Origin of the sequence: Isoptericola sp. S6320L (assembly GCF_023015685.1) — a bacterium.
Classification (GTDB): Bacteria; Actinomycetota; Actinomycetes; order Actinomycetales; family Cellulomonadaceae; genus Isoptericola; species Isoptericola halotolerans_A.
Genome location: NZ_JALKAT010000012.1, coordinates 58,546 through 80,697, shown reverse-complemented (window position 1 = coordinate 80,697; position 22,152 = coordinate 58,546). Strand labels below are relative to the sequence as shown.

Sequence of the window (22,152 nt, the reverse complement as noted above, 5' to 3'; positions counted from 1 at the left end):
TCAGTCCTTCTTCTCGTGGTCCTCGGCCGCCGGGTCCGTCTCGTCGGCCTTCTTCTCGGTCTTCTTCTCGTCGGCCGTCGTGTCGGCCTGCTCGTCCGTCGGCTCGTCCGCCTTCCCGGACGCCTCGGGAGCAGGTTCCTCCGCGGGCGGCTCCGCCACCGTCAGCGTCACCGGCTCCCCGGCCGCCTCGGGGACGTCGCCCAGGACGATCTCGGCCGTGTAGTCGCCGGCCGGCACGCGCTCGCGCTTGCCCTCGCACCCGGGAGCGGACGTCGAGCCGCTCCAGCGGACCGTCGTGTCCCAGGGGTCACCGACCCCCAGCAGCAGGTCGGCGCCGCCACCACCACCGCAGTCGGCGGAGGACCACACCCGCTCCCCCTCGGCGTCGCTCACCACCACCTGCATGCTGGAGGAGCGGCCGTCCAGCAGGCACGGCATGCGGCCCTCGTTGGTCACGCGCAGCGTCAACGGCACGACGTCCCCGTCGGCCAGCGTGGTCGCCCCCGCGGAGAGGTCCAGGGCGACGGCGCTCGCGGTGCAGGTGTCGGCGGGCCCGGAGAGGTTGAGCGGCTCGGGCGGTGCCGCCTTGTCCGCGGTGAGGTCCGGGCGCGGGTCGGGCCACAGGTCGCGCACGCCGTCGACCGCCCGGCCGATGCCGTAGCCGGCGGCCGTCCCCAGCCCGACGAGGAGCCCGGCGCAGAGCAGCACCAGGAGCGCGCCGTTGCGCAGCGAGCGCCGACGGCGGAGCTGGGCCGCCGTCGGCTTCCTCGGCCGCCGCTGCGGTGCCTGGCGAGGTGCCGGCCGCTGCCGGGGGCGCGGCGTGGAGCCGGGGGCGACGAGACCGTTCGTGGTCACCGTGCGGGCGGAGGAACCTCCGGTCGAGCGACCGGCCGACGACCGCCGCGCACCCCCCTGCGGTGCCGCCTTGCGCGAGCCCGTGGACGTCCGGGGCTGCTGCCGGCCTCCCGACCGCTGCCCGGACGACGCCTTCGGGGCCGGCTTCTTCGCCGCGGGCTTGCTCGGCGCGGACTTCTTCGGGGCCGGCTTCGTGGGCGCGGACTTCTTCGGTGCGGGCTTCTTGGCGGTGGTCTTGCTGGTGCTGGGCTTGCTGGTGGCGGCCGACTTCTTCGCGGCGGGCTGCGATGCCGCGGGCTTCCTGGCGCCCTGCCGGCGCGCGGCCGAGGCCGAACCCGCCGACCCGCGGGCGGCCGTCGTGCGCTGCGAGGAACGTGACGACGACGAAGCCCGCGACGAGGACGACGCCCCTCCCCCGCGGGAGGAGCCCGCTCGACCCCGGTCCTTCGCTGCCGCCACTGCGCCCCGCCTCCTGGACATCTCTTCCCGGCGCCACGGTACGTCGTCCGGGGTACCGGGACACGCAGCCGCGCCGGGTCGGCGGCGTGCCCGGGCACCGGTGCGGACCAGGCACAATGGCTGCCGTGCAGGAGCTGGTCGAGCGGGTCACCGCGTGGTACGAGGACGCCGCCCGGGAGCTGCCGTGGCGCGCCGCCGACCGGACGCCGTGGGGCGTGCTGGTCTCCGAGGTCATGCTGCAGCAGACGCCCGTGGTCCGGGTCGAGCCGGTGTGGCGCGCGTGGATGCAGCGCTGGCCGACCCCGGCGGACCTCGCTGCCGCACCCACGGCGGAGGTGCTGCGCGCCTGGGGCCGGCTCGGCTACCCGCGCCGTGCGCTGCGTCTCGCGGACTGCGCCCGGGCGGTCGTCGAGCGGCACGACGGCGAGGTCCCCGCCGACGAGGAGTCGCTGCGCGCGCTGCCCGGCGTCGGCGAGTACACCGCCGGCGCGGTGCAGGCGTTCGCGTTCGGGCGGCGGTCCGTCGTCGTGGACACGAACGTGCGCCGGGTCCAGGCCCGGGCCGTCACCGGCGTCGCGCTGCCCGCGCCGTCGTACACGGCGGCCGAGCGCGCCCTCGCGGCCTCCCTGGTGCCCGAAGACGACGCCGCGGCTGCCGCCTGGGCCGCCGCCTCGATGGAGCTCGGCGCGCTCGTCTGCACCGCCCGGTCCCCGCGCTGCGACGCGTGCCCGCTGCGGGCGGTGTGCGCCTGGCGGCTCGCGGGGTTCCCGGCCGACGAGCACGCTGCCCGACGGCGGACCCAGGCCTGGGAGGGCACCGACCGGCAGGTGCGGGGCCGCGTCATGGCGGCGCTGCGGGGCGCTGACGCTCCCGTGCCCCGGGCGCTGCTGGCCGACGCCGGACCGGCTGGGCAGCTCGACCGCTGCCTGGCCGGGCTCGTCGAGGACGGCCTGGCGGAGACCGACGACGCCGGGCGCTACCTGCTGCCGGCATGATTCCCTAGAGCTCGAGCAGCATCCGGGTGTTGCCCAGAGTGTTCGGCTTCACGCGGGCCAGGTCGAGGAACTCGGCGACGCCGTCGTCGTGGGAGCGCAACAGCTCGGCGTAGACCTCGTGCGAGACCGGGGTCCCCTGGATCTCCTGGAAGCCGTGCGCGGCGAAGAACCCCACCTCGAACGTCAGGCAGAACAGCCGGCGCAGGCCCATCGCGCGGGCCCGTCCGACGAGCTCGGTGACGAGCGCGTGCCCGACCCCGCGTCCCGTCCAGGACGGGTCGACGGCCAGCGTCCGGATCTCGGCGACGTCCTCCCACATGACGTGCAGCGCGCCGCAGCCGATGACCCCGTGGTCGGGCCCGCCGTCGGCGACGACGAACTCCTGGACCGCCTCGTAGTAGCCGACCATCTCCTTGGCGAGCAGGATCCGCTCGGTGGCGTACGGCTCGACCAGCCGGCGCACGTCGCGGACGTCGGCGGGCAGTGCGGGGCGGACCGCGAAGCTCTCGGGCACGCGCCCACCCTATGACCGCCACGCACGAATGTTCAGGGCATGCCCTCGGCGTCGGCGAGCCGCACGGCCGTCATCTCGTCGATCACCAGGTCGGTCACGACGCCGGCCGCGAGCGCCGCCCGCAGCGGACCCACCTTGTTGTCCCCGGCCACGACGCAGAGCCGGCGCGGGATCCGGCGCAGTTGGTCCGGCGTCGGGCCGGTCGCCCGCGCGTTGATCGCGATGTCGCGGTAGGTGCCGTCGGGCCGCAGGAACACGGTGCACACGTCCCCGGCCACCCCGGCGCGGTCGAGCGTGGCGACGTCCTCGGGGTCCAGGTAGCCCGCCGAGTACACGTGGGACGGCACCCCGGTGAGCGCCCCGACCGAGAACACGGCCAGGTCCGTGCGGGACTGGAAGTCGAGGACGCGACGCACGGACCGCTCGCGCCACATGGCGGCGCGGGTCTCGGCGTAGTCGAAGAACGCCGGAACCGGGAAGTGGTGCACGTTGGCCTCGAAAGCCGCTCCGATCTGGTCGATCAGGCCGCCCGCGTAGCTCACGCCGGAGGTCCGGGTGTTGGCCGCGCCGTTGAGCTGCACCACCGAGGAGCCGCGGGTCGCCTTGTGCGTGAGGTGCTGGGCCACCGCCCCCAGGGTCGTGCCCCAGGCGACGCCGAGCACCATGTCGGAGTCGTACCAGCGCGAGACGAGCCGCGCGGCGGTGCGGGCGACCTGGCCGAGCCGCTCGGCGTCGTCGGCCGAGTCCGCCACGGGCACGACGTACGCCTCGATGCCGTACCGCGAGACCAGCTCGCGCCCGAGCCCGGGGGCCCGGGAGTGGGCGGGGCGCAGCGTGATCTCGACGACGCCGGTGTCCCGCGCGCGCTTGAGGAGCCGCGACACCGTCGACCGCGACGTGCGCAGGTGCCGCGCGATCGACTCCATCTTCATGTCCTGGAGGTAGTACATGGTCGCGGCCATGACCATGTCGCGTTCCCGGGTGACCGTCACCTTTCCAGGATGACGCAGGAACCTTCTTTTTGCACGTTCGTGCACCCAGGTTGCGAGAACGTTCCCGCAGTGCTGCCCTGGTGTCGTCCCCACCGAGAGGAGCACGACCGATGGCCTCCCGCCTCACCGCAGAGTCACGCACCCGGGCCCTGGCAGCCCTGGAGAGCTCGCAGGAACCCGCCACCGAGCTCGACGTGCTCGTCGTGGGCGGAGGCGTCACCGGCGCCGGCATCGCCCTGGACGCCGTCACCCGCGGGCTGTCCACCGCGATCGTCGAGGCGCAGGACTGGTCGGCCGGCACCTCCAGCTGGTCCAGCAAGCTCGTCCACGGCGGCCTGCGCTACCTCCAGATGCTCGACTTCTCGCTGGTCCACGAGGCCCTGACCGAGCGCGACCTCCTCCTCAAGCAGATCGCTCCGCACCTGGTCAAGCCCGTGCCGTTCCTCTACCCCCTCGAGCACCGGGTGTGGGAGCGGGCCTACGTCGGCGCCGGCATCGCCCTCTACGACACCCTGGCCGCGATCGCGCCAGGTCGCCGGGCCATGCCGCTCCATCGCCACCTCGGCCGCCGGCAGATCGCCCAGAAGTTCCCCGACCTGGCGCACGAGGCCGCCATCGGCGCCGTGCAGTACTGGGACGCGTCCGTGGACGACTCGCGCCTCGTGAGCACGCTCGTGCGCACCGCCGTCGACTACGGCGCCCACGCCGCGTCGCGCACCCAGGTGGTGGCCCTGACCAAGAGCGGCACCGGCGCCGTCAACGGCGCCGTCGTCGTCGACCTGGAGACGGGCCGCGAGATCAGCGTCCGCGCCCGGCACGTGATCAACGCGACCGGCGTGTGGACGGAGGACACCGAGGCGCTCGCCGGCGACGAGGGCGGCCTGCGGGTGCTCGCGTCCAAGGGCATCCACATCGTGGTGCCGCGCGAGCGCATCAAGGGCACGGTGGGTCTGATCCTGCAGACCGAGAAGTCGGTGCTGTTCATCATCCCGTGGTCGCGCTACTGGATCATCGGCACCACCGACACGCCGTGGGAGCAGGACCCCGTGCACCCCGTGGCCACCGCCGCCGACATCGACTACGTGCTGGACCACGCGAACGCCGTGCTGGCCCACCCGCTGACCCGTGAGGACATCATCGGCACGTACGCCGGCCTGCGGCCCCTGCTCCAGCCCGGGACGAAGGAGGGCACCGGGTCCTCCAAGGTGTCCCGCGAGCACACGGTGGCGTCCCCCGCCCCCGGCCTGACCGTCATCGCGGGCGGCAAGCTCACCACCTACCGGGTGATGGCCAAGGACGCGGTGGACTTCGCGATCGGTCAGCGGGCGCACGCGCTGCCGTCGGTCACGCACCAGATCCCCCTGGTCGGGGCCGTCGGGCTCTCCGCGGTGCGACGGCAGGCGCGGGCCTGGTCGCAGCGCTACCGCTGGAGCCCCGCGATGCTCGACCACCTGCTGCACCGCTACGGCTCGGCGCTGCGCGAGCTGGTCACCCTCTGCGAGGAGGACCTGTCGCTCGCCCGCCCGCTGGAGCACGCCCCGGCGTACCTGCGTGCGGAGATCCACTACGCCGTCAGCCACGAGGGCGCCCTGCACCTCGAGGACCTGCTCCTGCGCCGCACGCGCCTCGTCTACGAGGTGGCCGACAAGGGCCGGGCCGCCCTCGACGAGATCGCCGAGGTCGTCGCACCGCTGCTCGGCTGGGACGAGGAGCAGAAGCAGGCCGAGATCGAGGCGTACCGGGCCCGCGCCGACGCCGAGGACGACGCCGCGCGGCAGCCGGACGACGGGTCCGCCGAGCAGGCACGGGCCCAGGCTCCCGACGTGGCTCCCATGCAGCCGCTGCGCGGCAGCTGACCGGCCGCCCGCCACGGCGCGGCCTCTCCACCCACTCGTACGGCCCCGGCGCCGCCGGGGCCACGACAACGAAGTCCGACAGAAGGTGAGTACGACAATGTCGTCAGGTGAGCTCTTCATCACCGAGTTCCTCGGCACGATGATCCTGCTGCTGGGTGGTGCCGGCGTCGTCGCCAACGTCATCCTGCCCAAGACCAAGGGGTTCAACGGTGGCTGGCTGCTGATCAACTTCGGCTGGGGCCTCGCGGTGTTCGCCGGTGTGTTCGTGGCCTTCAGCTCCGGTGCCCACATCAACCCGGCGGTGACCTTCGGGATCTGGGCCAGCGGCGCCTCCGAGTTCGGCCCCGGCATCCCGGTCAACGCGGCGAACGGGTTCATCTACATCTCGGCCCAGATGGCCGGCGCCGCCGTCGGGTCCGCCGTGGCGTTCCTCGCCTACAAGAAGCACTTCGACGAGGAGGCGCCGCCCGCCACCAAGCTCGCGGTCTTCTCGACCGGGCCGGAGATCCGCTCCTACGGGTGGAACTTCGTGACCGAGGTGGTCGGCACGTTCTTCCTCGTCTTCCTCGTGCTGTCGTTCGGCAACTGGCCGGGCGACATGGGGCCGCTCGCCGTGGCCCTCATCGTGGTCGGCATCGGCGCCAGCCTCGGTGGCCCCACCGGGTACGCCATCAACCCGGCACGTGACCTCGGCCCACGGATCGCGCACGCCCTGCTGCCCATCAAGGGCAAGGGGTCCAGCGACTGGGGGTACTCCTGGGTCCCCGTCCTCGGCCCGATCGTCGGCGGCGTCCTCGGTGGCCTGCTCGCCCCCGCGGTGGCCTTCGGCTGACCCGCCGCGCAGCCTCTTCCCCTGAACACGTCAAGCAAAGGAGCACACCATGGCGGACTACGTCCTCGCCATCGACCAGGGCACGACGAGCTCGCGTGCCATCATCTTCGACCACTCGGGCCGCAGCGTCTCGACGGGCCAGATCGAGCACGACCAGATCTTCCCCCGGGCCGGCTGGGTGGAGCACAACGCCGAGCAGATCTGGAACAACGTCCGTGAGGTCGTGGGCCTGGCCCTGACCCGCGGCAACATCTCCCACGAGGACCTCGCGGCCGTCGGCATCACCAACCAGCGCGAGACCGCCGTCGTGTGGGACAAGAACACCGGCAAGCCGGTGTACAACGCGATCGTGTGGCAGGACACCCGCACCCAGGCGATCGTCGACGAGCTCGGCGGCGACGAAGGCCCCGACAAGTACAAGTCGGTCGTCGGCCTGCCGCTGGCGACCTACTTCTCCGGGCCCAAGATCAAGTGGATCCTCGACAACGTCGACGGGGCGCGCGAGGCCGCGGAGCGCGGGGACCTGCTGTTCGGCAACACCGACACGTGGGTGCTGTGGAACATGACGGGCGGGACCGAAGGCGGCGTGCACGTCACCGACGTCACCAACGCCTCGCGCACCATGCTCATGGACCTCGACACCCTGAGCTGGCGTGAGGACATCGCGGCCGACATGGGCATCCCGCTGTCGATGCTGCCCGAGATCCGCTCCTCGTCCGAGGTGTACGGCCGGGGCCGTCCGCGCGGGATGGTGCCCGGCGTGCCGATCGCCGGCATCCTCGGCGACCAGCAGGCCGCCACCTTCGGGCAGGCGTGCTTCGAGGTCGGCACCGCCAAGAACACGTACGGCACCGGCAACTTCATGCTGCTCAACACCGGTACCGAGAAGGTGCCGTCGGAGAACGGGCTGCTCACCACGGTCTGCTACAAGATCGGTGACGCCGACGCCGTCTACGCCCTCGAGGGGTCCATCGCGGTGACCGGGTCCCTGGTCCAGTGGCTCCGGGACAACCTGGGGCTGTTCTCCGACGCTCCGGACGTCGAGTACTACGCGCGCAAGGTCGAGAACAACGGCGGCGCGTACTTCGTGCCGGCGTTCTCCGGCCTGTTCGCCCCGTACTGGCGCCCGGACGCCCGCGGCGCGCTGGTCGGCCTGACCCGGTACGTCGACCGCAACCACATCGCCCGCGCGGCCCTCGAGGCCACGGCGTACCAGACCCGCGAGGTCATGGACGCGATGAACGCGGACTCGGGGGTGGACCTCACCGAGCTCAAGGTCGACGGCGGCATGGTGGCCAACGAGCTGCTCATGCAGTTCCAGGCCGACCAGCTCGGCGTCGACGTCGTCCGCCCCGAGGTCGCCGAGACGACGGCGCTGGGCGCCGCCTACGCGGCCGGCATCGCGGTCGGGTTCTGGCAGGGCGAGTCCGACGTCACCGAGAACTGGGTCGAGGGCAAGCGCTGGACCCCGTCCATGCCCGAGGACGAGCGCGAGCGCCTCTACCGGCAGTGGAAGAAGGCCGTCACGAAGACCTTCGACTGGGTGGACGAGGACTCCGGCGAGTAGCACGACCGGTCGAGGGGACGCCGCGCTCGGCGTCCCCTCGACCGTGGCACGAAGGTCACACGACCGGGCGTCGACCCCACGCCGCCCGTGCCCGATGATCGGACCATGACAACGACGAGGAGCGCCGTCGTCGTCGGCGCCGGCATCGGTGGCCTCACCGCCGCGGTAGCCCTGCGGCGCCGCGGCTGGGACGTGAGCGTGCTCGAGCGGGCCGCATCGCTCGAGCCGGTCGGTGCGGGGATCGCGCTCGCCCCCAACGCCCTGCGGGCGCTCGAGGCCGTCGGGGCCGGGGACCGCGTGCACGGGCTGGCGTCCCTGCAGGGCGCGGTCGGCATCCGCCGGCCCGACGGCGCCTGGCTGGTCCGCGGTGACACCACCATGGCAGGGGCCGGGTCGACCGTGCTCCTGCACCGCGCGCAGCTCGTGTCGCTGCTCACCGACGAGCTCCCGGGCGCGGCGCTCCGCCTCGGGGCCGAGGTCACCGGGGTGGTCGCCGGCGGCCCGACCGAGACCGCGACGGTCACGACCCGTGACCACACCTGGCACGCCGACCTCGTCGTCGCCGCGGACGGCATCGACTCCCCCACGCGTGCGGCGCTCTTCCCGGACCATCCCGGCCCCGCGTACACCGGCGTGACCGCGTGGCGGTTCGTCAGCGCCGAGCCCGCCCCCGTCCAGCTGGCGGAGACCTGGGGGCGCGGCGCCGTCGTCGGCCTCATGCCGCTCGCCGACGGGCGGGTCTACGGGTACCTCACGGCCACCGCGCCGCCGGGCACCCGCTCGCACGACGGGGCCGCGGAGCTGCGCCGGCGGTTCGCCGGGTGGCACGACCCGCTCGACCAGCTGCTCGGCGCCCTGGAGCCGGGGCAGGTCCTGCACCACGACCTGCGGTGGCTGCGGACCCCTCTGCCGCGCTACGACGTCGGGCGCGTGGCGTTCGTCGGGGACGCGGCGCACGCCATGACCCCGAACCTGGGGCAGGGCGGCGCCCAGGCGATCGAGGACGCGGTGGTGCTGGCCGCCACGGTGGACGCCGCGGGACCCGACCGGGTCGAGGCTGCCCTGGCGTCCTACACCGACCAGCGCCGCGACCGGACCCGCAGGATCGCGCGCACCTCCGCGCGCGTCGGCGCCGTCACCCGGTGGCGCTCGCCCGTGGCGGTGGGCCTGCGCGACCTTGGCCTGCGCACGGTAGGCCGGTGGGCGATGCCGCGGGCCGCGAAGGGGCTCGAGAGCATCCTCGGATGGCGTCCTCCGGCGTGACGGCGACCTAGGGTGGTGCGGTGAGCCTCACCTCGACCTCCGAGTACACGATCCCCGGCGCGCACGTCACCGACCGGACCCTCACGGTCCCCCTCGACTGGTCCGCGCCCGACGACGACCGCACGCTCTCGCTGTTCGTGCGCGAGGTGGTCGCACCCCGGCGTCGCGGCGAGGACCTGCCGCTGCTGGTGTTCCTCCAGGGCGGACCGGGCGGCAAGGGCCCGCGGCCCACCGGCCCGGACGGCTGGCTCGGCGAGGCCTTGAAGCGGTTCCGGGTGGTGCTGCTCGACCAGCGGGGTACGGGGCGGTCGACGGCGGTCCGGGCGGCTGCGCTGCAGCGGCTCGGCGACGGCGTGGCCCAGGCCGAGCACCTGAGCCACTTCCGCGCGGACTCGATCGTGCTCGACGCCGAGCACGTGCGCCGCGAGGTCTACGGCGGTCGGCGCTGGTCCACGCTCGGGCAGTCCTACGGCGGCTTCCTGACCCTGACGTACCTGTCGCTCGCACCCGAGTGCGTCGCGGCCTCGTACGTCACCGGCGGACTCGCCGGCCTGGACGCGAGCGCGGACGAGGTCTACGGGCGCACGCAGGAGCGCGTCGTCGCCAAGAACGCGCTCTACAACGAGCGCTACCCGGACGACGTCGGGCGCATCGCCCGGATCGCCGACCGGATCGCCGTCGGGGACGTCCGCCTGCCGGGCGGGGACCTGCTGAGCGTCGAGCGCTTCCAGACGCTCGGCATGGCGTTCGGGATGGGCCCGGGGTTCGAGCGGGTGCACTGGATCGTCGACGAGGCGTTCGACGATCCGTCGGCACCGGGCGCCGCCGACACGCTCACCGACACCTTCCTCGCCGAGGTGGAGGCCGCCACCGGGTTCGCGACCAACCCGCTGTACGCCGTGCTGCACGAGTCGATCTACGCCCAGGCCGCGACCGGCCCGACGGCGTGGGCGGCGCAGCGGGTGCGGGACGGCGATACCGCCTTCGCCGTCGACGCCCGGCCGTTGCTGTTCACGGGCGAGATGATCTACCCCTGGATGTTCGAGCAGGTCGCGGCCCTGCGTCCGTTCCGGGCCGCTGCCGAGGCGCTCGCGGCCCGCGACGACTGGCGGGACCTCTACGACCTCGACGTGCTGGCCGCGAACGAGGTCCCGCTCGAGGCGGCGGTGTACCACGACGACATGTTCGTCGACGCCGGGCTGTCCCTCGACACCGCCGACCGCGTCGGCAACGCCCGTGCCTGGGTCACCAACGAGTTCGAGCACGACGGCCTGCGCGCCGGCGACGTGTTCGCGACGCTGCTGGAACGCCTCGACGCCCGCGGCGGCCCCCTCACCGAGCGCGAGAAGACGGACCGGTCACCCGGCTGGTTCGCCTACGCCCCGCTGTCCGGCCAGCTGTACTTCCCCGGCGACAAGCGGTCGGCGGACGTCGACCGTACGCCCACCGTCCGCGCCAGGTTCTCCGACGACGGCCCGGCCGCGACGCCCGCGCCGCGGCCGCCGTACGAGGCTCGGCTGATGAACGAGTACGCCTGCGACCGGCCGCTGTGGGACGTTCCGCCGCGCATCGTGGCCGGGCTCGGTGCCGATCTCCGGAACCGGCTCCGCGCCTGGGCGGCGACGTTCCAGGAGCACTACGACCCGGTCGACGGCTGGGACGACGACGCCGTGGCGACGGAGCACCGCGCCGAGGGCGAGCGGCTGCGCGACGCGCTCCAGGCGGTCCTGCCCTGGCCGTGGACGGTGCGCCTCGATGCCTGGGAGCACAGCACGACGACGTAGCGGCGTCGACGGCCGGCACGCGCGTGCGTCAACTACCTCGCGGACCAGCCGACTACCTCGGCAGGCGGTGCACTACCTCGGCGGGCGGTGCACTACCTCGCGGGGAGCTCGCGAAAGGGTTGCAGGCCCTCGTCGCCCAGCGCCGGGCCGACCACCTCGATCGTGGCGTCGGACGACGCGACCACCTCGGCGCAGCGCAACCGGAACCCGGGTGGCCCCGGAGTCACGGCACGGATGTCCGCCGCGGCGGTGCCGAAGACGATCCGGGCGACGCCGGACCACACGAGCGCCGCGGCGCACATCGGGCACGGCTCACCGGAAGCGAACATCGTCGCGCCGACGACGGCCCCGCGATCGGCCGGGGCCACCGCGCGCACGGCGTCCAGCTCGGCGTGCGAGGTCGGGTCCCCGGTCTGCGCCGCCGTGTTACGGCCCGTCGCGAGGACCCGGCCGTCGGCCGCCACGAGCACCGCGCCGAACGGCTTGTTGCCGTCGGCGAGCGTCTCCCGGGCGATCCGCAGGGCCTCGGCCAGGTGCTCGCGGTCCGCCGCGGACGTCGGCGCGCTCATGCCGACAGGTCGACGGTCAGACCGCGGCCCGCGGCTCGGGCCGCGTCGAGCAGCAACCGCCCGACGGCCACGTCCAGCAGCCCGAGGCCGACCGAGTTGAACACCGTGATCTCCGCGGCCGCCCGGCGACCGGATGCCCGCCCCGTGACCACGTCACCGAGCTCGGTGCGACAGGCCGCGGCGTCGATCGCGCCCTCCGCGATCGCCAGCAGCACGTCGCCGGACTCCCCCAGGGCGGTGGACACCGAGTCCACCACGACCCGCGAGCGTGCCATCGCCGCGCCGTCGACCTCCCGGTGGTCCGGGCGCGGGGGCGCGCCCACGACGTTGACGTGCATCCCCGGGTGGAACCACTCCCCGCGCACCACCGGCTCGCGCGACGGCGTCAGCGTGCACACGACGTCGGCGGACCCGACGGCGCTCTCGGGCGACCCCACGCGCGTCACCTTGATCTCGGGGTGACGGGCCGCCGTCCGCTCCGCGAACGTCGCCGCGGTGGCGTCGGAGCGCGTCCAGAAGAGCACCTGCTCCAGCGGCCGCACCGTGGCCAGCGCGCTGACGTGCTCCAGCGCGAGGCCACCCGCGCCGACCAGGCCGAGCACCCGGGCCGACGGCGGGGCGAGCCACCGGGTCGCGACCGCGCTCGCCGCCGCGGTGCGCAGCCGGGTGGGCAGACCGCCGTCGAGCACCGCCACGGGTCCGCCGTCGTCGACGTCCACCAGCACCAGGACCGACCGCTGCGCCGGCAGGCCGCGGTCACGGTTGCCCGGGACGTCGGCGAGCAGCTTCGACCCGGCGAGCCCGGCCCGCCGCGAGACGGCCGTCATCGGCAGGAAGTGCGCGGCGTCGTCGAGCGCGGCGACGGCGAGCGGGGCCTGCGCGGCCGTGCCGTCGGACAGGTCGGCGAAGGCCCGCTCGACGGCGTCGACCACCTCCGCGGGCTGCACCAGCCCGATCAGGTCGGAACGGGTCAGGACGAGGGGCACGGGACCTCCTGGAGACGGACGGGGCGGACGGTGCGGGCGGTGACGGGAAGACCAGCGAGCGACGCGGTACGGGACGTCGTCACGCCAGCCGCCCCTGCCGCACGAACGCGCTGTTGAGACCGGCGGGCGGCCGGCTGTGGCTGACGAAACCCGCCACGGCGAGCAGCGCCAGCACGTACGGGAGCATGACCAGCAGCGCGAACGGCACGTCGACCCCGAGCGCGGGCAGCGTGAACTGCAGCGCCTGGGCCAGGCCGAACACGACGGCCGCGACGGCGACGCCGACGGGACGCCAGCTGCCCGCGATGACGGCCACGACGGCGAGGTAGCCGGTCCCGGCGGTCATGTTGTCCGTGAAGGTGTGCACCTCGGACAGGGCGAGCTGTGTCCCGGCCAGGCCGGACAGCAGCCCGACGACGAGCACCGCGGTGAAGCGCACCCGCAGCACGGGGACGCCGGAGCGGTCCGCGCTGGCGGCGTCCTGCCCGACGGCGTCGACGGCGATGCCCCAGCCGGTGCGGCGCGAGGTCACGATCGCCAGCAGGACGACGGCGGCGACGAGCGCGTAGGCCAGGCCGGTCTGGCGGAACAGGGCCGGGCCCAGCACGGGGATGTCCGCCAGCAGCGGGATCTCGATCCGGGCGAAGCCGGGGACGGTGGTGCCGCGGTCCAGCAGGAGCCGCGCACCGAAGGTGGTGCCGGCGAGCGCCAGCGCGTTGGCGGCGAGACCGGTGACGATCTGGTCGGCGCGGAGCAGGACGCTCAGGACGGCCTGCAGCACCCCGACGAGCAGGCCGGCGACGGCGCCGCACAGGACCCCGTAGAACGCTGAGCCGCTGGCGGTCGCGCCGACCACGGACGCGAACGCACCGGTGAGCATCATGCCCTCGACGCTCATGGTCAGGACACCGGCGCGTTCGCCGACAAGCTCACCGCTGGCGGCGACGAGCACGGGGACGGCGAGCGCGACGGACGCGACGAGCAGGTCCGTGAGGGTGGGGATCATGAGGTGACCTCCGTGCCGGTGCGGTCGGGGGTGGCCGGGCGCCGCCACGGACGCCAGGGTCGGGTGCCGGTGGGGCGGGCCGTGCGGCGCACGGTCCAGATCGCGGTGCCGGCGACGCCGAGGATGATGAGGCTCTCGGCGATCTGGGTGATCGACGCCGGGACGCCCGCCGCGAGCTGGAGGTTGATCCCGCCCGAGACGAGGAACCCGAGGGCGGTGGCGATGCCGACGGCCGCGGTGAAGGAGCCGCGGGCGAGCAGCCCGACGACCAGCCCGGAGAACCCGTAGCCGGAGGCGAGCCCTTCGTCGAGCACGTAGGGCACGGAGGCGACGAGCACGCCGCCGGCGACGCCGGACGCCGCACCGGCGGTGGTGAGGGCGGAGAAGCGCAGCCGGTCCACCGGGAGCCCGAGGCGCAGCGCGGCGGGCCGCGACATCCCGACGGCGGCGAGCCGGACACCGGTGGCGGTGCGGCGCAGGACGAGCGAGCCGGCGACGGCGCCCGCCAGGGCCAGCACGACCGCCGTCGTCGCCGGCGAGTCGGGCAGGCCGAGCAACGGCAGGTGGGCGCTGTCCACGAGCGGGGAGGACTGCGGCAGCGTCTCCGAGCTGGTGACGGGCTGGCGCAGCAGCGCCTCCTCGTGGATGGACAGCACGAGCACGGCGACGCCGACGAAGTTCAGCAGCAGGGTCGTGATGACCTCGCTGACCCCCCGCCGGACGGCGAGCCACGCCGCGATCGACGCCCAGGCGGCACCGCCGAACGCCGCGGCGAGCAGCAGCAGCGGCAGGGCGACGGCGGCCGGGACCGCGGGCGGCAGCGTGGTGCCGACGGCGGTGGCGGCGACCGCGCCGACCGCGATCTGCCCCTCGCCGCCGACGTTCACCAGGCCGGCCCGGTGCGCGACGAGGAATCCGGTGGCGACGAGCAGCAGGACGGCGGCGACGTTGAGGGAGGAGCCGATGGCGTACGGGGTGCCGACCATGCCCTCCCAGAGGGCGGTCGCGGCCTCGACGGGGGTCGCCCCGGCGAGCGCGGCGAGGCCGGTGCTGACGGCCAGGGCGCCGAGGACGGCCGCGACGGGGACGAGCACGGGCCGGGCGTCCAGCAGACGGTCGCGCCACGCGGTGGTGGGGGCGCCGGGAAGATGCCCGCCCGGCGGGCGTCCGGTGTCGGCTGGTGCGTCACGGCCGGGCGAGCCGGCGGCCGCACCGGGTGCGGAGGTCGGGGCGGTCATGCCGCAGCTCCCGTCATGAGGTGGGCGACGCGGTCGCGCGCGTCGGGTGCATCGGTGGGGACCGGGCCGCGCAGCTCTCCCCGGTAGGCGACGTGGACGCGGTCGCACAGCACGAGCAGCTCGGACAGCTCGCTCGAGACGACGAGCACGCCGACCCCGGCGGAGGCGGCGGCCCGCAGATGCCCGACGACGTCGTCCACGGCGCCGAGGTCGAGGCCCCGGGTCGGTTGGGCGGCGACGACGCAGCGCAGCGGGTCGAGGCTGAGCTCGCGCGCGAGGACGGCCTTCTGCTGGTTGCCCCCGGACAGGGAGGACACGGGGGCGTCGAGGCTCGCGGTGCGCACGTCGAAGCGCCGGGCCAGGTCCGCCGCCGAGTCCTGCATCGCCCGGCGGTCGAGGAGCCCGAACCGGCGGAACCGGCGCAGCCGGCCCAGCAGGAGGTTGGTGGTGACGCTGAGCCCGGTCACCACCCCTTCGTGGTGGCGGTCCTCGGGGACGACGCCGAGCCCGAGCGCGGTGCGGCGGCGCGGTCCGGCACCGGTGATGTCCGTGCCACCGAGCCGGACCGTCCCTCGCGACGGTCGCAGCGCGCCGGACAGCGCGGCCACGAGCTCGCTCTGGCCGTTGCCCTCCACCCCGGCGATGCCGACGATCTCGCCGGGCCGCACCGCCAGGTCGACGTCGTCGACCCGGCGGGCACCGTCGGCGTCGTCGACGCAGAGCCCGGACACCACGAGCACGGGCGGCGTCCCGGCGTCCCGGCCGCCGGTCGTGTCCTCCACGACGGTCCGGTCGGTGGTCCGGTCGGCGGTCCGAGCTGCTCCCTGCCTGCCCTGCGGTGCAGGTTCCTGGCCGACGACGCCGACGCTCGCGGCGAGCACCGGGTCGAGGCTCGAGGCGTCCCGGCCGACCATGAGACCGACGAGGTCCGCGGCGCCGAGCCCGCCCGGGCGGTCCGGAGCGTCGTCGCGGGCCAGCGGCCCGCTCCCGGCGACCCGGCCGCCCCGCAGCACGGTGGCGCGGTCGCCGACCCGCATGACCTCGCCGAGCTTGTGGGTGACGAGCACGACGGCGGTGCCTGCCGCCGCGACGCGGCGGCAGGTGGCGAGCAGGCTGTCGACCTCCTCGGGACCGAGGACCGCCGTCGGCTCGTCGAGCAGCAGGATCCTCGGGTCGTCGAGCAGCGCCTTGACGATCTCGACCCGCTGGCGCGCCCCGACGCTGAGGTCCTCGGCCCGCGCGTCGAGGTCGACCCGCAGGCCGAGCGTCTCGGCGATCGCGGCGAGCCGCGCGGCCAGCCCTGCCCGGTCGGGGCGCAGCCGACGCACGCCCCGACCCAGCAGCATGTTCTCCTCGACGGTGAGCGTCGGCACCAGCGAGAAGTGCTGGTGCACCATCGCCACGCCGCGGGCGAGCGCGTCCGCCGGGGAGGCGGGTGCGAACCGTTCGCCACCCAGGAGCACCTGGCCGGAGGTGGGCGGCAACGACCCGAACACGATGTTGCACAGCGTGGACTTGCCCGCGCCGTTCTCGCCGAGCACGCAGTGCACCTCCCCGCCGGCGATCTCGAGGTCGACGCCGTCGAGCGCCGTGTGGGCGCCGAAGACCCGGGTCACGTTCCGCAGTGCGAGGGCGGGCGCAGCCGTCGCGCCGTCCTGCACGTCGTGCGCCGCCGGGGCCGGCGGGAGGGTCGTCGGCATGGGGGCTCCTCTCGGTGTCGTGGGGTGCTGGTCTCGGCCCGGGTCAGTACGGCGCGACCTCACCGCTGGCGACCGACGCGGTGATCTCGTCGAGGGCGGCGACGGTCTCCGGGTCCTCGCTGCACAGCACGAACTCGGTGCCGCCGAGGTCGGACGTCAGGCCGAACGGCACCTGTGCGGCTTCCCAGGTGCCGTCGAGCACGGAGTGCACGGCGTGCTCGACCTCGGTGCCGATGTCGGTGCGGACGTAGCCGACGTAGGGGCTGCCCTCGGCGCACTCGCCCGGGATCGGGCCGCCGATCATCGAGGCGTCCGCGTCCTGCGCGGCCTGCTCGATGCCCTGCTTGCCGAGGTTGACGATCTGGCCGATCACGTCGACCCCCACGCCGTAGTTGGCGGCGGCGGCCTGCTTGGCCTTGGCCGGGTCGTTGAAGTCGCCGAGGTACTGCGGGGTGACGACCTCGGTGCCGGGCACGGCCGCCTCGGCGCCGCGGGCGAACGCGGAGGACGCGTTGACGATGGCGGGCAGCTCGACGCCGCCGATGAACCCGACCTTGCCGGACTCCGAGGAGAGCGCGGCGACGGCGCCGGACAGGTACTCCGCCTCGGCCTGCTGCGGGTCGTAGTAGGCGAGGTTCTCGAGGGGCTCGGCGTCCGCGGGACCGCCGATCTCGACGAACTTCACGTCGGGGAACTGCGGGGCGACCTTGCGCAGGTCGGCGTCCGTCTGGCCACCCACGGAGATCACCAGGTCGGAGGAGCTGGCGAAGCGCACGAGGGTCTGCTCGTAGTCGGCGGAGGCCACCTCCTCGACGAAGGACAGCTCGACCTCGTCACCGAGCTCCTCCTCGAGCCGCTCGTAGCCGAGGTAGGCCGACTCCATGAAGCCGGTGTCGGAGGTGGAGCCCGGCAGGAACACCCCGACCGTCAGTGCTTCCTCCGTGGCGGCCGCGTCGTCGCCGGCCTCGGTGTCGGCGTCGGCCGTGCCGGTGCTGCAGGCCGCCAGGAGCCCGCCGACGATCAGGGCTCCGGCGGCGGCGCGGAGACGGGTGGGGCGGTCGGACGAGCCGGAGACGGGGGTGGGGCGGCTGAAGCGCATGTGTCCTCCTGGTCGAGTTAGCGGTATACCACTAATCGAGGAGTCTGCTGGCCGAGTGTTTCCGACGCATCAAGCGGCCGTAAATGCTGCGTGACCGTCCGGCCGGTGCCGGAGCCAGGAGCGTGCCCGGGTCAGGAGCCGTGCCGCCCTCGGTTGCGCGTGCGCGTCACCGCGACGGGGTCGATCGGCGAGGACGCCCACGTCTCGGCGAGCGCCAGGCTCGGCTCCCGTCCCGAGGCGACGTGCGCGTGCGCGAGCGCGCCCACGCCGTCCGCGTCCCGCGCCTCGATCGCCGCGAGCATCGCCGCGTGCTCCTCGCACTGCTCGCGCGTGTCCCGGCGCTTGGTCAGGTGGAACAACCACCGCACCCGGGCGTCGAGCGGCGCCAGCATGGACTGCAGCAGCGGGTTGCCGCACGCCTGGACCACCACGGCGTGGAACCCGGCGTTCGCCGCCGCCGTCGCGGCGTCGTCCCGGCGGGCGAGGGCGTCCCGGGCGGCGTCGACGGCGGCGGACATCGCGGCGAGGTCCGCCGCGGAACGCCGCAGCGCGGCCAGCCGGAAGGCCAGCACCTCGACGCTCTCGCGCACCTCGAACAGGTGCTCGACGTCGTCACGGGTGAACGGCGCCACGAGCGCGCCCTGCCGCGGGACGAGCACGACCAGCCCCTCCCGCTCCAGCTGGTGCAGCGCCTCGCGCAGCGGGACGCGCGAGACCCCCGTCTCGGTCGCCAGGTCGCGTTCGACGAGCCGCTGACCGGGATGCAGGTCGAGCCCGATGATGCGGGACTTGAGCGTCTCGTACGCCGTCTCGCGCAGCGAGGGTCGGGCACCGTCGTGGGGGGCGGGGCTCGTGGTCACGCCTCGATCCTAGGGAGCGTCGTCAGGTGCCGTGTCGGACGCCGGCGCGTGCCGCTCGAGGAAACGGTAGACGTCGGTGTCGTCCACCCCCGGGAACACCCCGCGCGGCAGCGCCGCGAGCACCTGCTGGTGCATGCGCGCGCTCGGCCACGAGTGCGCCTGCCAGCGCTCGGTGAGGTCGGTCGGCGGTCGCTGGCAGCAGGCGGGGTCGGGGCAGGTCGAGCTGCGCCGCACCTGGGTGTCCCGGCCGCGGAACCACTTGGCGTGGGCGTACGGCACGCCCACGGTGATGGAGAACTGGCGCCCGTCCGCCGCGGTGCCCGTCTGCACGGAGTCCCAGAACGTGCCGGCCGGCGTGTCGGTGTACTGATACGACTCCGAGGCCCGGTCGCGCCGGGTGAAGGCCTCGCGCGCCGGCCACCGGCGGCACACGAGCTGGCCCTCGATGGCGCCGGTGACGTCCTGCGGCAGCGGCAGCCCGTCGTTGGCGTAGCCGCGGAACAGCGCACCGTCGTCGCCGACCCGCAGGAAGTGGAGCGGGATGCCGAGGTGGACCGTGGCGAGGTTGGTCAGCCGCATCGCGGCCGCCTCGTGGGTGACGCCGAACGCGTCGCGGAAGTCCTCCACCGCGAGGTCCTTGTCACGCTTGCGCTGCGACAGGAACTCCACCGCGGCCGACTCGGGGATGAGGCAGGCGGCGGCGAAGTAGGTGATCTCGACGCGCTGGCGCAGGAACTCGGCGTAGGAGCGGGGCCGTTCGTGGCCGAGCACGCGGTGCGCGACGGCCTGCAGCGCCAGCGAGCGCAGTCCGTGCCCGCCCGGGATCGAGGCAGGCGGCAGGTAGATGCGGCCGTTCTTCCAGTCGGTGACCGAGCGGGCCGAACGCGGCAGGTCGTCCACGTGCAGGATCGTGAGCCCCAGGTCCTCGGCGATCCGCGCCACGGTGCGGTGCGTCAGCGCGCCGCCCGTGTACCCGGCGCGGCGCGCCATGTCCTCGCCGATCTCCTCGATGTGCGGCATGTGGTTGCCGCGCTCCTGGCGCTCGTGGCGCAGCATCGTGTTGGCGCGGCGCGCCTCCTCCGGCGTCGCGATCGCCTCCTCCTCACGGCGGGCCAGCTCGCCGTGGAGTCCCACGAGCTGCTCGAGGACGGGCACGGGCAGCTTCTGGCTCGGCTTGATCCCCGGCAGCCCGAGCGCCGCGAACAGCGGCCCGCGCTGCGCGCGCTCCAACGCGATCTCGAGCTCGGCGCGGCGCGACGGCGGCTCGTCCGCGAGGAGGTCGGCGAGCGCGACGTCGAGCGCCTCGGCGATCGCCCGCAGCAGGGAGAGCCGCGGCTCGCGGCGCCCGTTCTCCACCAGCGACAGCAGGCTGGGCGCGGCGTCCACGGCCCGGCCGAGGGCGTCCAGGGTCAGCCCCCGGGAGGTGCGCGCGTGCCGGATGCGGCGGCCCAACGTGATGAGGTCCGGGGTCTCCGAGGGCGTCGTCGCGGTCATGGCTTCACGCTACGTGAAGATCAGCGATTCTTCACGGCCGTTGACCTGGAAAGTCCCCGGAGTCACGGGACAGGCTGGAGACAGGAAGCTCGTCCTCCGCGACGGGACACCACGACGGACGGAGCCACCATGACCTTTACCGCCAATCCCCGCAGGACGCGCCTCGCGGTCGCCGAGCTCGCGCCGGACACCCTCGCCCGCACCGACGCGGCCGGCTTCCCGCGGCCGCTCGCCGCATCGGCCCCGGCGCCGCACCGCGACCCGTTCGCCTGGGTGGCCGAGATCGCCGAGCTGACCCAGCCGGACGACGTGGTGTGGTGCGACGGGTCCGCCGAGGAGAAGCAGCGGCTGATCGACCAGATGGTGGCGACAGGCACCCTGCTCCGGCTCGACGAGACCAAGCGTCCCGGTTCCTACCTCGCCCGCTCCGACCCGTCCGACGTCGCGCGCGTCGAGTCCCGCACCTTCATCTGCTCCGAGCGCGAGGTTGACGCCGGCCCCACGAACAACTGGCGCGCCCCGGCCGAGATGCGCTCCGAGCTGGACGGCGTCTTCGCCGGCTCCATGAAGGGCCGCACGATGTACGTGGTGCCCTTCTCGATGGGCCCGGTGGGCGGACCGATCTCCCAGGTCGGCATCGAGATCACCGACTCGCCCTACGTCGTCGTCTCCATGCACGTGATGACGCGGGTCTCCGGCGAGGTCCTCGACCTCATCGAGAGCGGTCAGCAGTGGGTCCCCGCCGTCCACTCGGTGGGCGCCCCGCTCGTCGACGAGCACGGCGAGCGCACGGCCGACGTCCCCTGGCCGTGCAACGAGACCAAGTACATCGTCCACTACCCGCAGACGCGGGAGATCTGGTCCTACGGCTCCGGCTACGGCGGCAACGCGCTGCTCGGCAAGAAGTGCTTCGCGCTGCGCATCGCCTCCGCGATGGCCCGCGACGAGGGCTGGCTGGCCGAGCACATGCTGCTCATCCGCATCACCTCGCCCGAGCAGCGCCAGTACCACCTGGCCGCGGCGTTCCCCAGCGCCTGCGGCAAGACGAACCTCGCCATGCTCCAGCCCACCGTGCCCGGCTGGACGGTCGAGACGATCGGCGACGACATCGTCTGGATGCGCCCCGGCCCCGACGGCACGCTGCGCGCCATCAACCCCGAGGCCGGGTTCTTCGGCGTCGCCCCGGGCACCGGCGTCGAGACCAACCCGACGGCGATCGAGACGCTCACCCACGACGTGATCTTCACGAACGTGGCGCTCACGGACGACGGCGACGTCTGGTGGGAGGGCCTCACCCCGGAGCCGCCGGAGCACCTCGTGGACTGGCGGGGCGACGACTGGACGCCGGCCGACGGGGAGGCCGGTCGGCCGGCCGCGCACCCCAACTCGCGGTTCACGGTGTCGGCGGCGCAGTGCCCGTCCATCGCGGACGTCTGGGAGGACCCCGCCGGGGTCCCCGTCGACGCGATCGTCTTCGGCGGCCGCCGCGCGAGCAACGTGCCGCTGGTCGCCCAGGCCACGAGCTGGGAGCACGGCGTGTTCATGGGCGCCACCATCAGCTCCGAGCGCACGGCCGCGGCCGAGGGCGCCGTCGGCGAGCTGCGGCGCGACCCGTTCGCCATGCTCCCGTTCTGCGGCTACAACATGGCCGACCACTGGTCGCACTGGCTCGAGGTGGGCGCCGGCCTGGACTCCGCCACCCGCCCGAAGATCTTCCAGGTCAACTGGTTCCGCAAGGACGCCGACGGGGCGTTCATCTGGCCCGGTTTCGGCGAGAACTCCCGCGTGGTCAAGTGGATCACCGAGCAGATCGACCGCTCCCGCGGCGTGCGCACCGACGCAGGGGCCGTCCCCTCCCCCGTCGGCCTGCTCCCCGCGCCCGGCGCCCTCGACGTCGACGGGCTCGACCTGTCCGAGGACGACCTGGCGGCCCTGTTCGACGTGCCCGCGGAGGCATGGCTCGCCGAGGCCGAGCTGACCGGCGAGTTCTTCGACACCTTCGGCGACCGCACCCCGGCGGCGCTGCGGGAGCAGCTGGCGGGGCTCACCGCGCGGCTCCGCTGACGGTGCGCTCGGTGCCGGA

The 22,152-nt window shown here is 74.2% G+C and carries 18 protein-coding genes; 7 read left to right on the top strand and 11 right to left on the bottom strand.

All coding sequences use genetic code 11. The annotated features are described in order from the left end of the window. Complete coding sequence (locus MWU57_RS09300) at positions 1–1,314, bottom strand: hypothetical protein (protein WP_246908893.1); 1,314 nt, start codon at positions 1,312–1,314, stop codon at positions 1–3. 116 nt (positions 1,315–1,430) lie between these two features. Here MWU57_RS09300 and MWU57_RS09295 point away from each other — a divergent pair, with 116 nt between their 5' ends. Continuing rightward, the gene (locus MWU57_RS09295; RefSeq protein WP_374108540.1) at positions 1,431–2,309 is read left to right on the top strand and encodes an A/G-specific adenine glycosylase; all 879 of its coding nucleotides are present in this window, start codon (positions 1,431–1,433) and stop codon (positions 2,307–2,309) included. Between the two features lie 4 nt (positions 2,310–2,313). Here MWU57_RS09295 and MWU57_RS09290 read toward each other — a convergent pair whose 3' ends face one another. Continuing rightward, positions 2,314–2,823, bottom strand: a complete 510-nt coding sequence (locus MWU57_RS09290; protein WP_106264949.1) for an amino-acid N-acetyltransferase — start codon at positions 2,821–2,823, stop codon at positions 2,314–2,316. Between the two features lie 32 nt (positions 2,824–2,855). Beyond that, positions 2,856–3,815, bottom strand: a complete 960-nt coding sequence (locus tag MWU57_RS09285) for a sugar-binding transcriptional regulator (protein ID WP_106264947.1) — start codon at positions 3,813–3,815, stop codon at positions 2,856–2,858. 110 nt (positions 3,816–3,925) lie between these two features. On the opposite strand from MWU57_RS09285, the gene MWU57_RS09280 reads away from it, so the two are divergent. From MWU57_RS09280 to MWU57_RS09260, 5 genes are all read left to right on the top strand, one after another. Next, positions 3,926–5,671: a glycerol-3-phosphate dehydrogenase/oxidase gene (locus MWU57_RS09280; protein ID WP_246908890.1), complete on the top strand. Its 1,746-nt coding sequence runs from the start codon at positions 3,926–3,928 to the stop codon at positions 5,669–5,671. 97 nt (positions 5,672–5,768) lie between these two features. After that, positions 5,769–6,503: an MIP/aquaporin family protein gene (locus MWU57_RS09275; protein ID WP_106264944.1), complete on the top strand. Its 735-nt coding sequence runs from the start codon at positions 5,769–5,771 to the stop codon at positions 6,501–6,503. A 49-nt stretch (positions 6,504–6,552) separates the two neighbouring features. Continuing rightward, positions 6,553–8,070 carry a glycerol kinase GlpK gene (gene glpK / locus MWU57_RS09270; RefSeq protein ID WP_106264942.1) on the top strand — a complete coding sequence of 506 codons (1,518 nt, stop codon included), beginning with the start codon at positions 6,553–6,555 and terminating at the stop codon, positions 8,068–8,070. Between the two features lie 105 nt (positions 8,071–8,175). Continuing rightward, positions 8,176–9,333, top strand: coding sequence for an FAD-dependent monooxygenase (locus MWU57_RS09265; protein ID WP_246908889.1), 1,158 nt, complete (start codon positions 8,176–8,178; stop codon positions 9,331–9,333). A gap of 20 nt (positions 9,334–9,353) precedes the next feature. Beyond that, complete coding sequence (locus MWU57_RS09260; RefSeq protein WP_308221165.1) at positions 9,354–11,117, top strand: alpha/beta fold hydrolase; 1,764 nt, start codon at positions 9,354–9,356, stop codon at positions 11,115–11,117. Positions 11,118–11,209: 92 nt separating this feature from the next. On the opposite strand, the gene MWU57_RS09255 is transcribed toward MWU57_RS09260, so the two are convergent. The 8 genes from MWU57_RS09255 to MWU57_RS09220 form a co-directional block, all read right to left on the bottom strand. Beyond that, entirely contained in the window at positions 11,210–11,686 is a 477-nt protein-coding gene (locus MWU57_RS09255) for a nucleoside deaminase (protein WP_246908888.1), read from the bottom strand. After that, on the bottom strand, positions 11,683–12,672 hold the full coding sequence (locus tag MWU57_RS09250; RefSeq protein ID WP_246908887.1) for an ornithine cyclodeaminase family protein: 990 nt from the start codon (positions 12,670–12,672) through the stop codon (positions 11,683–11,685). The genes MWU57_RS09255 and MWU57_RS09250 overlap by 4 nt, the downstream gene beginning before the upstream one ends. A 79-nt stretch (positions 12,673–12,751) precedes the next feature. After that, on the bottom strand, positions 12,752–13,678 hold the full coding sequence (locus MWU57_RS09245; protein ID WP_246908886.1) for an ABC transporter permease: 927 nt from the start codon (positions 13,676–13,678) through the stop codon (positions 12,752–12,754). Then, positions 13,675–14,916 (bottom strand): ABC transporter permease, encoded by a 1,242-nt coding sequence (locus MWU57_RS09240; RefSeq protein WP_246908884.1) that lies wholly within the window; start codon positions 14,914–14,916, stop codon positions 13,675–13,677. Before MWU57_RS09240 ends, MWU57_RS09245 begins: the two co-directional genes overlap by 4 nt. Beyond that, a complete protein-coding gene (locus MWU57_RS09235) occupies positions 14,913–16,616 on the bottom strand; it encodes an ABC transporter ATP-binding protein (protein WP_246908882.1) in 1,704 nt (567 codons plus the stop codon). Before MWU57_RS09235 ends, MWU57_RS09240 begins: the two co-directional genes overlap by 4 nt. 43 nt (positions 16,617–16,659) lie before the next feature. Continuing rightward, complete coding sequence (locus tag MWU57_RS09230) at positions 16,660–17,715, bottom strand: BMP family ABC transporter substrate-binding protein (protein WP_246908880.1); 1,056 nt, start codon at positions 17,713–17,715, stop codon at positions 16,660–16,662. 131 nt (positions 17,716–17,846) lie between these two features. Beyond that, positions 17,847–18,575, bottom strand: a complete 729-nt coding sequence (locus MWU57_RS09225) for a GntR family transcriptional regulator (protein ID WP_246908878.1) — start codon at positions 18,573–18,575, stop codon at positions 17,847–17,849. Between the two features lie 9 nt (positions 18,576–18,584). Then, positions 18,585–20,069 carry an XRE family transcriptional regulator gene (locus MWU57_RS09220; RefSeq protein ID WP_246908876.1) on the bottom strand — a complete coding sequence of 495 codons (1,485 nt, stop codon included), beginning with the start codon at positions 20,067–20,069 and terminating at the stop codon, positions 18,585–18,587. Between the two features lie 129 nt (positions 20,070–20,198). On the opposite strand from MWU57_RS09220, the gene MWU57_RS09215 reads away from it, so the two are divergent. Continuing rightward, positions 20,199–22,133 carry a phosphoenolpyruvate carboxykinase (GTP) gene (locus MWU57_RS09215; protein ID WP_246908875.1) on the top strand — a complete coding sequence of 645 codons (1,935 nt, stop codon included), beginning with the start codon at positions 20,199–20,201 and terminating at the stop codon, positions 22,131–22,133. Positions 22,134–22,152: the final 19 nt, after the last annotated feature.

Coding starts and splice junctions, on each gene's coding strand:
- MWU57_RS09295 (WP_374108540.1), top strand. CDS start 1,431: ATGGCTGCCGTGCAGGAGCTGGTCGAGCGGGTCACCGCGTGGTACGAG.
- MWU57_RS09280 (WP_246908890.1), top strand. CDS start 3,926: ATGGCCTCCCGCCTCACCGCAGAGTCACGCACCCGGGCCCTGGCAGCC.
- MWU57_RS09275 (WP_106264944.1), top strand. CDS start 5,769: ATGTCGTCAGGTGAGCTCTTCATCACCGAGTTCCTCGGCACGATGATC.
- glpK (WP_106264942.1), top strand. CDS start 6,553: ATGGCGGACTACGTCCTCGCCATCGACCAGGGCACGACGAGCTCGCGT.
- MWU57_RS09265 (WP_246908889.1), top strand. CDS start 8,176: ATGACAACGACGAGGAGCGCCGTCGTCGTCGGCGCCGGCATCGGTGGC.
- MWU57_RS09255 (WP_246908888.1), bottom strand. CDS start 11,686: ATGAGCGCGCCGACGTCCGCGGCGGACCGCGAGCACCTGGCCGAGGCC.
- MWU57_RS09245 (WP_246908886.1), bottom strand. CDS start 13,678: ATGATCCCCACCCTCACGGACCTGCTCGTCGCGTCCGTCGCGCTCGCC.
- MWU57_RS09240 (WP_246908884.1), bottom strand. CDS start 14,916: ATGACCGCCCCGACCTCCGCACCCGGTGCGGCCGCCGGCTCGCCCGGC.
- MWU57_RS09235 (WP_246908882.1), bottom strand. CDS start 16,616: ATGCCGACGACCCTCCCGCCGGCCCCGGCGGCGCACGACGTGCAGGAC.
- MWU57_RS09230 (WP_246908880.1), bottom strand. CDS start 17,715: ATGCGCTTCAGCCGCCCCACCCCCGTCTCCGGCTCGTCCGACCGCCCC.
- MWU57_RS09220 (WP_246908876.1), bottom strand. CDS start 20,069: ATGACCGCGACGACGCCCTCGGAGACCCCGGACCTCATCACGTTGGGC.
- MWU57_RS09215 (WP_246908875.1), top strand. CDS start 20,199: ATGACCTTTACCGCCAATCCCCGCAGGACGCGCCTCGCGGTCGCCGAG.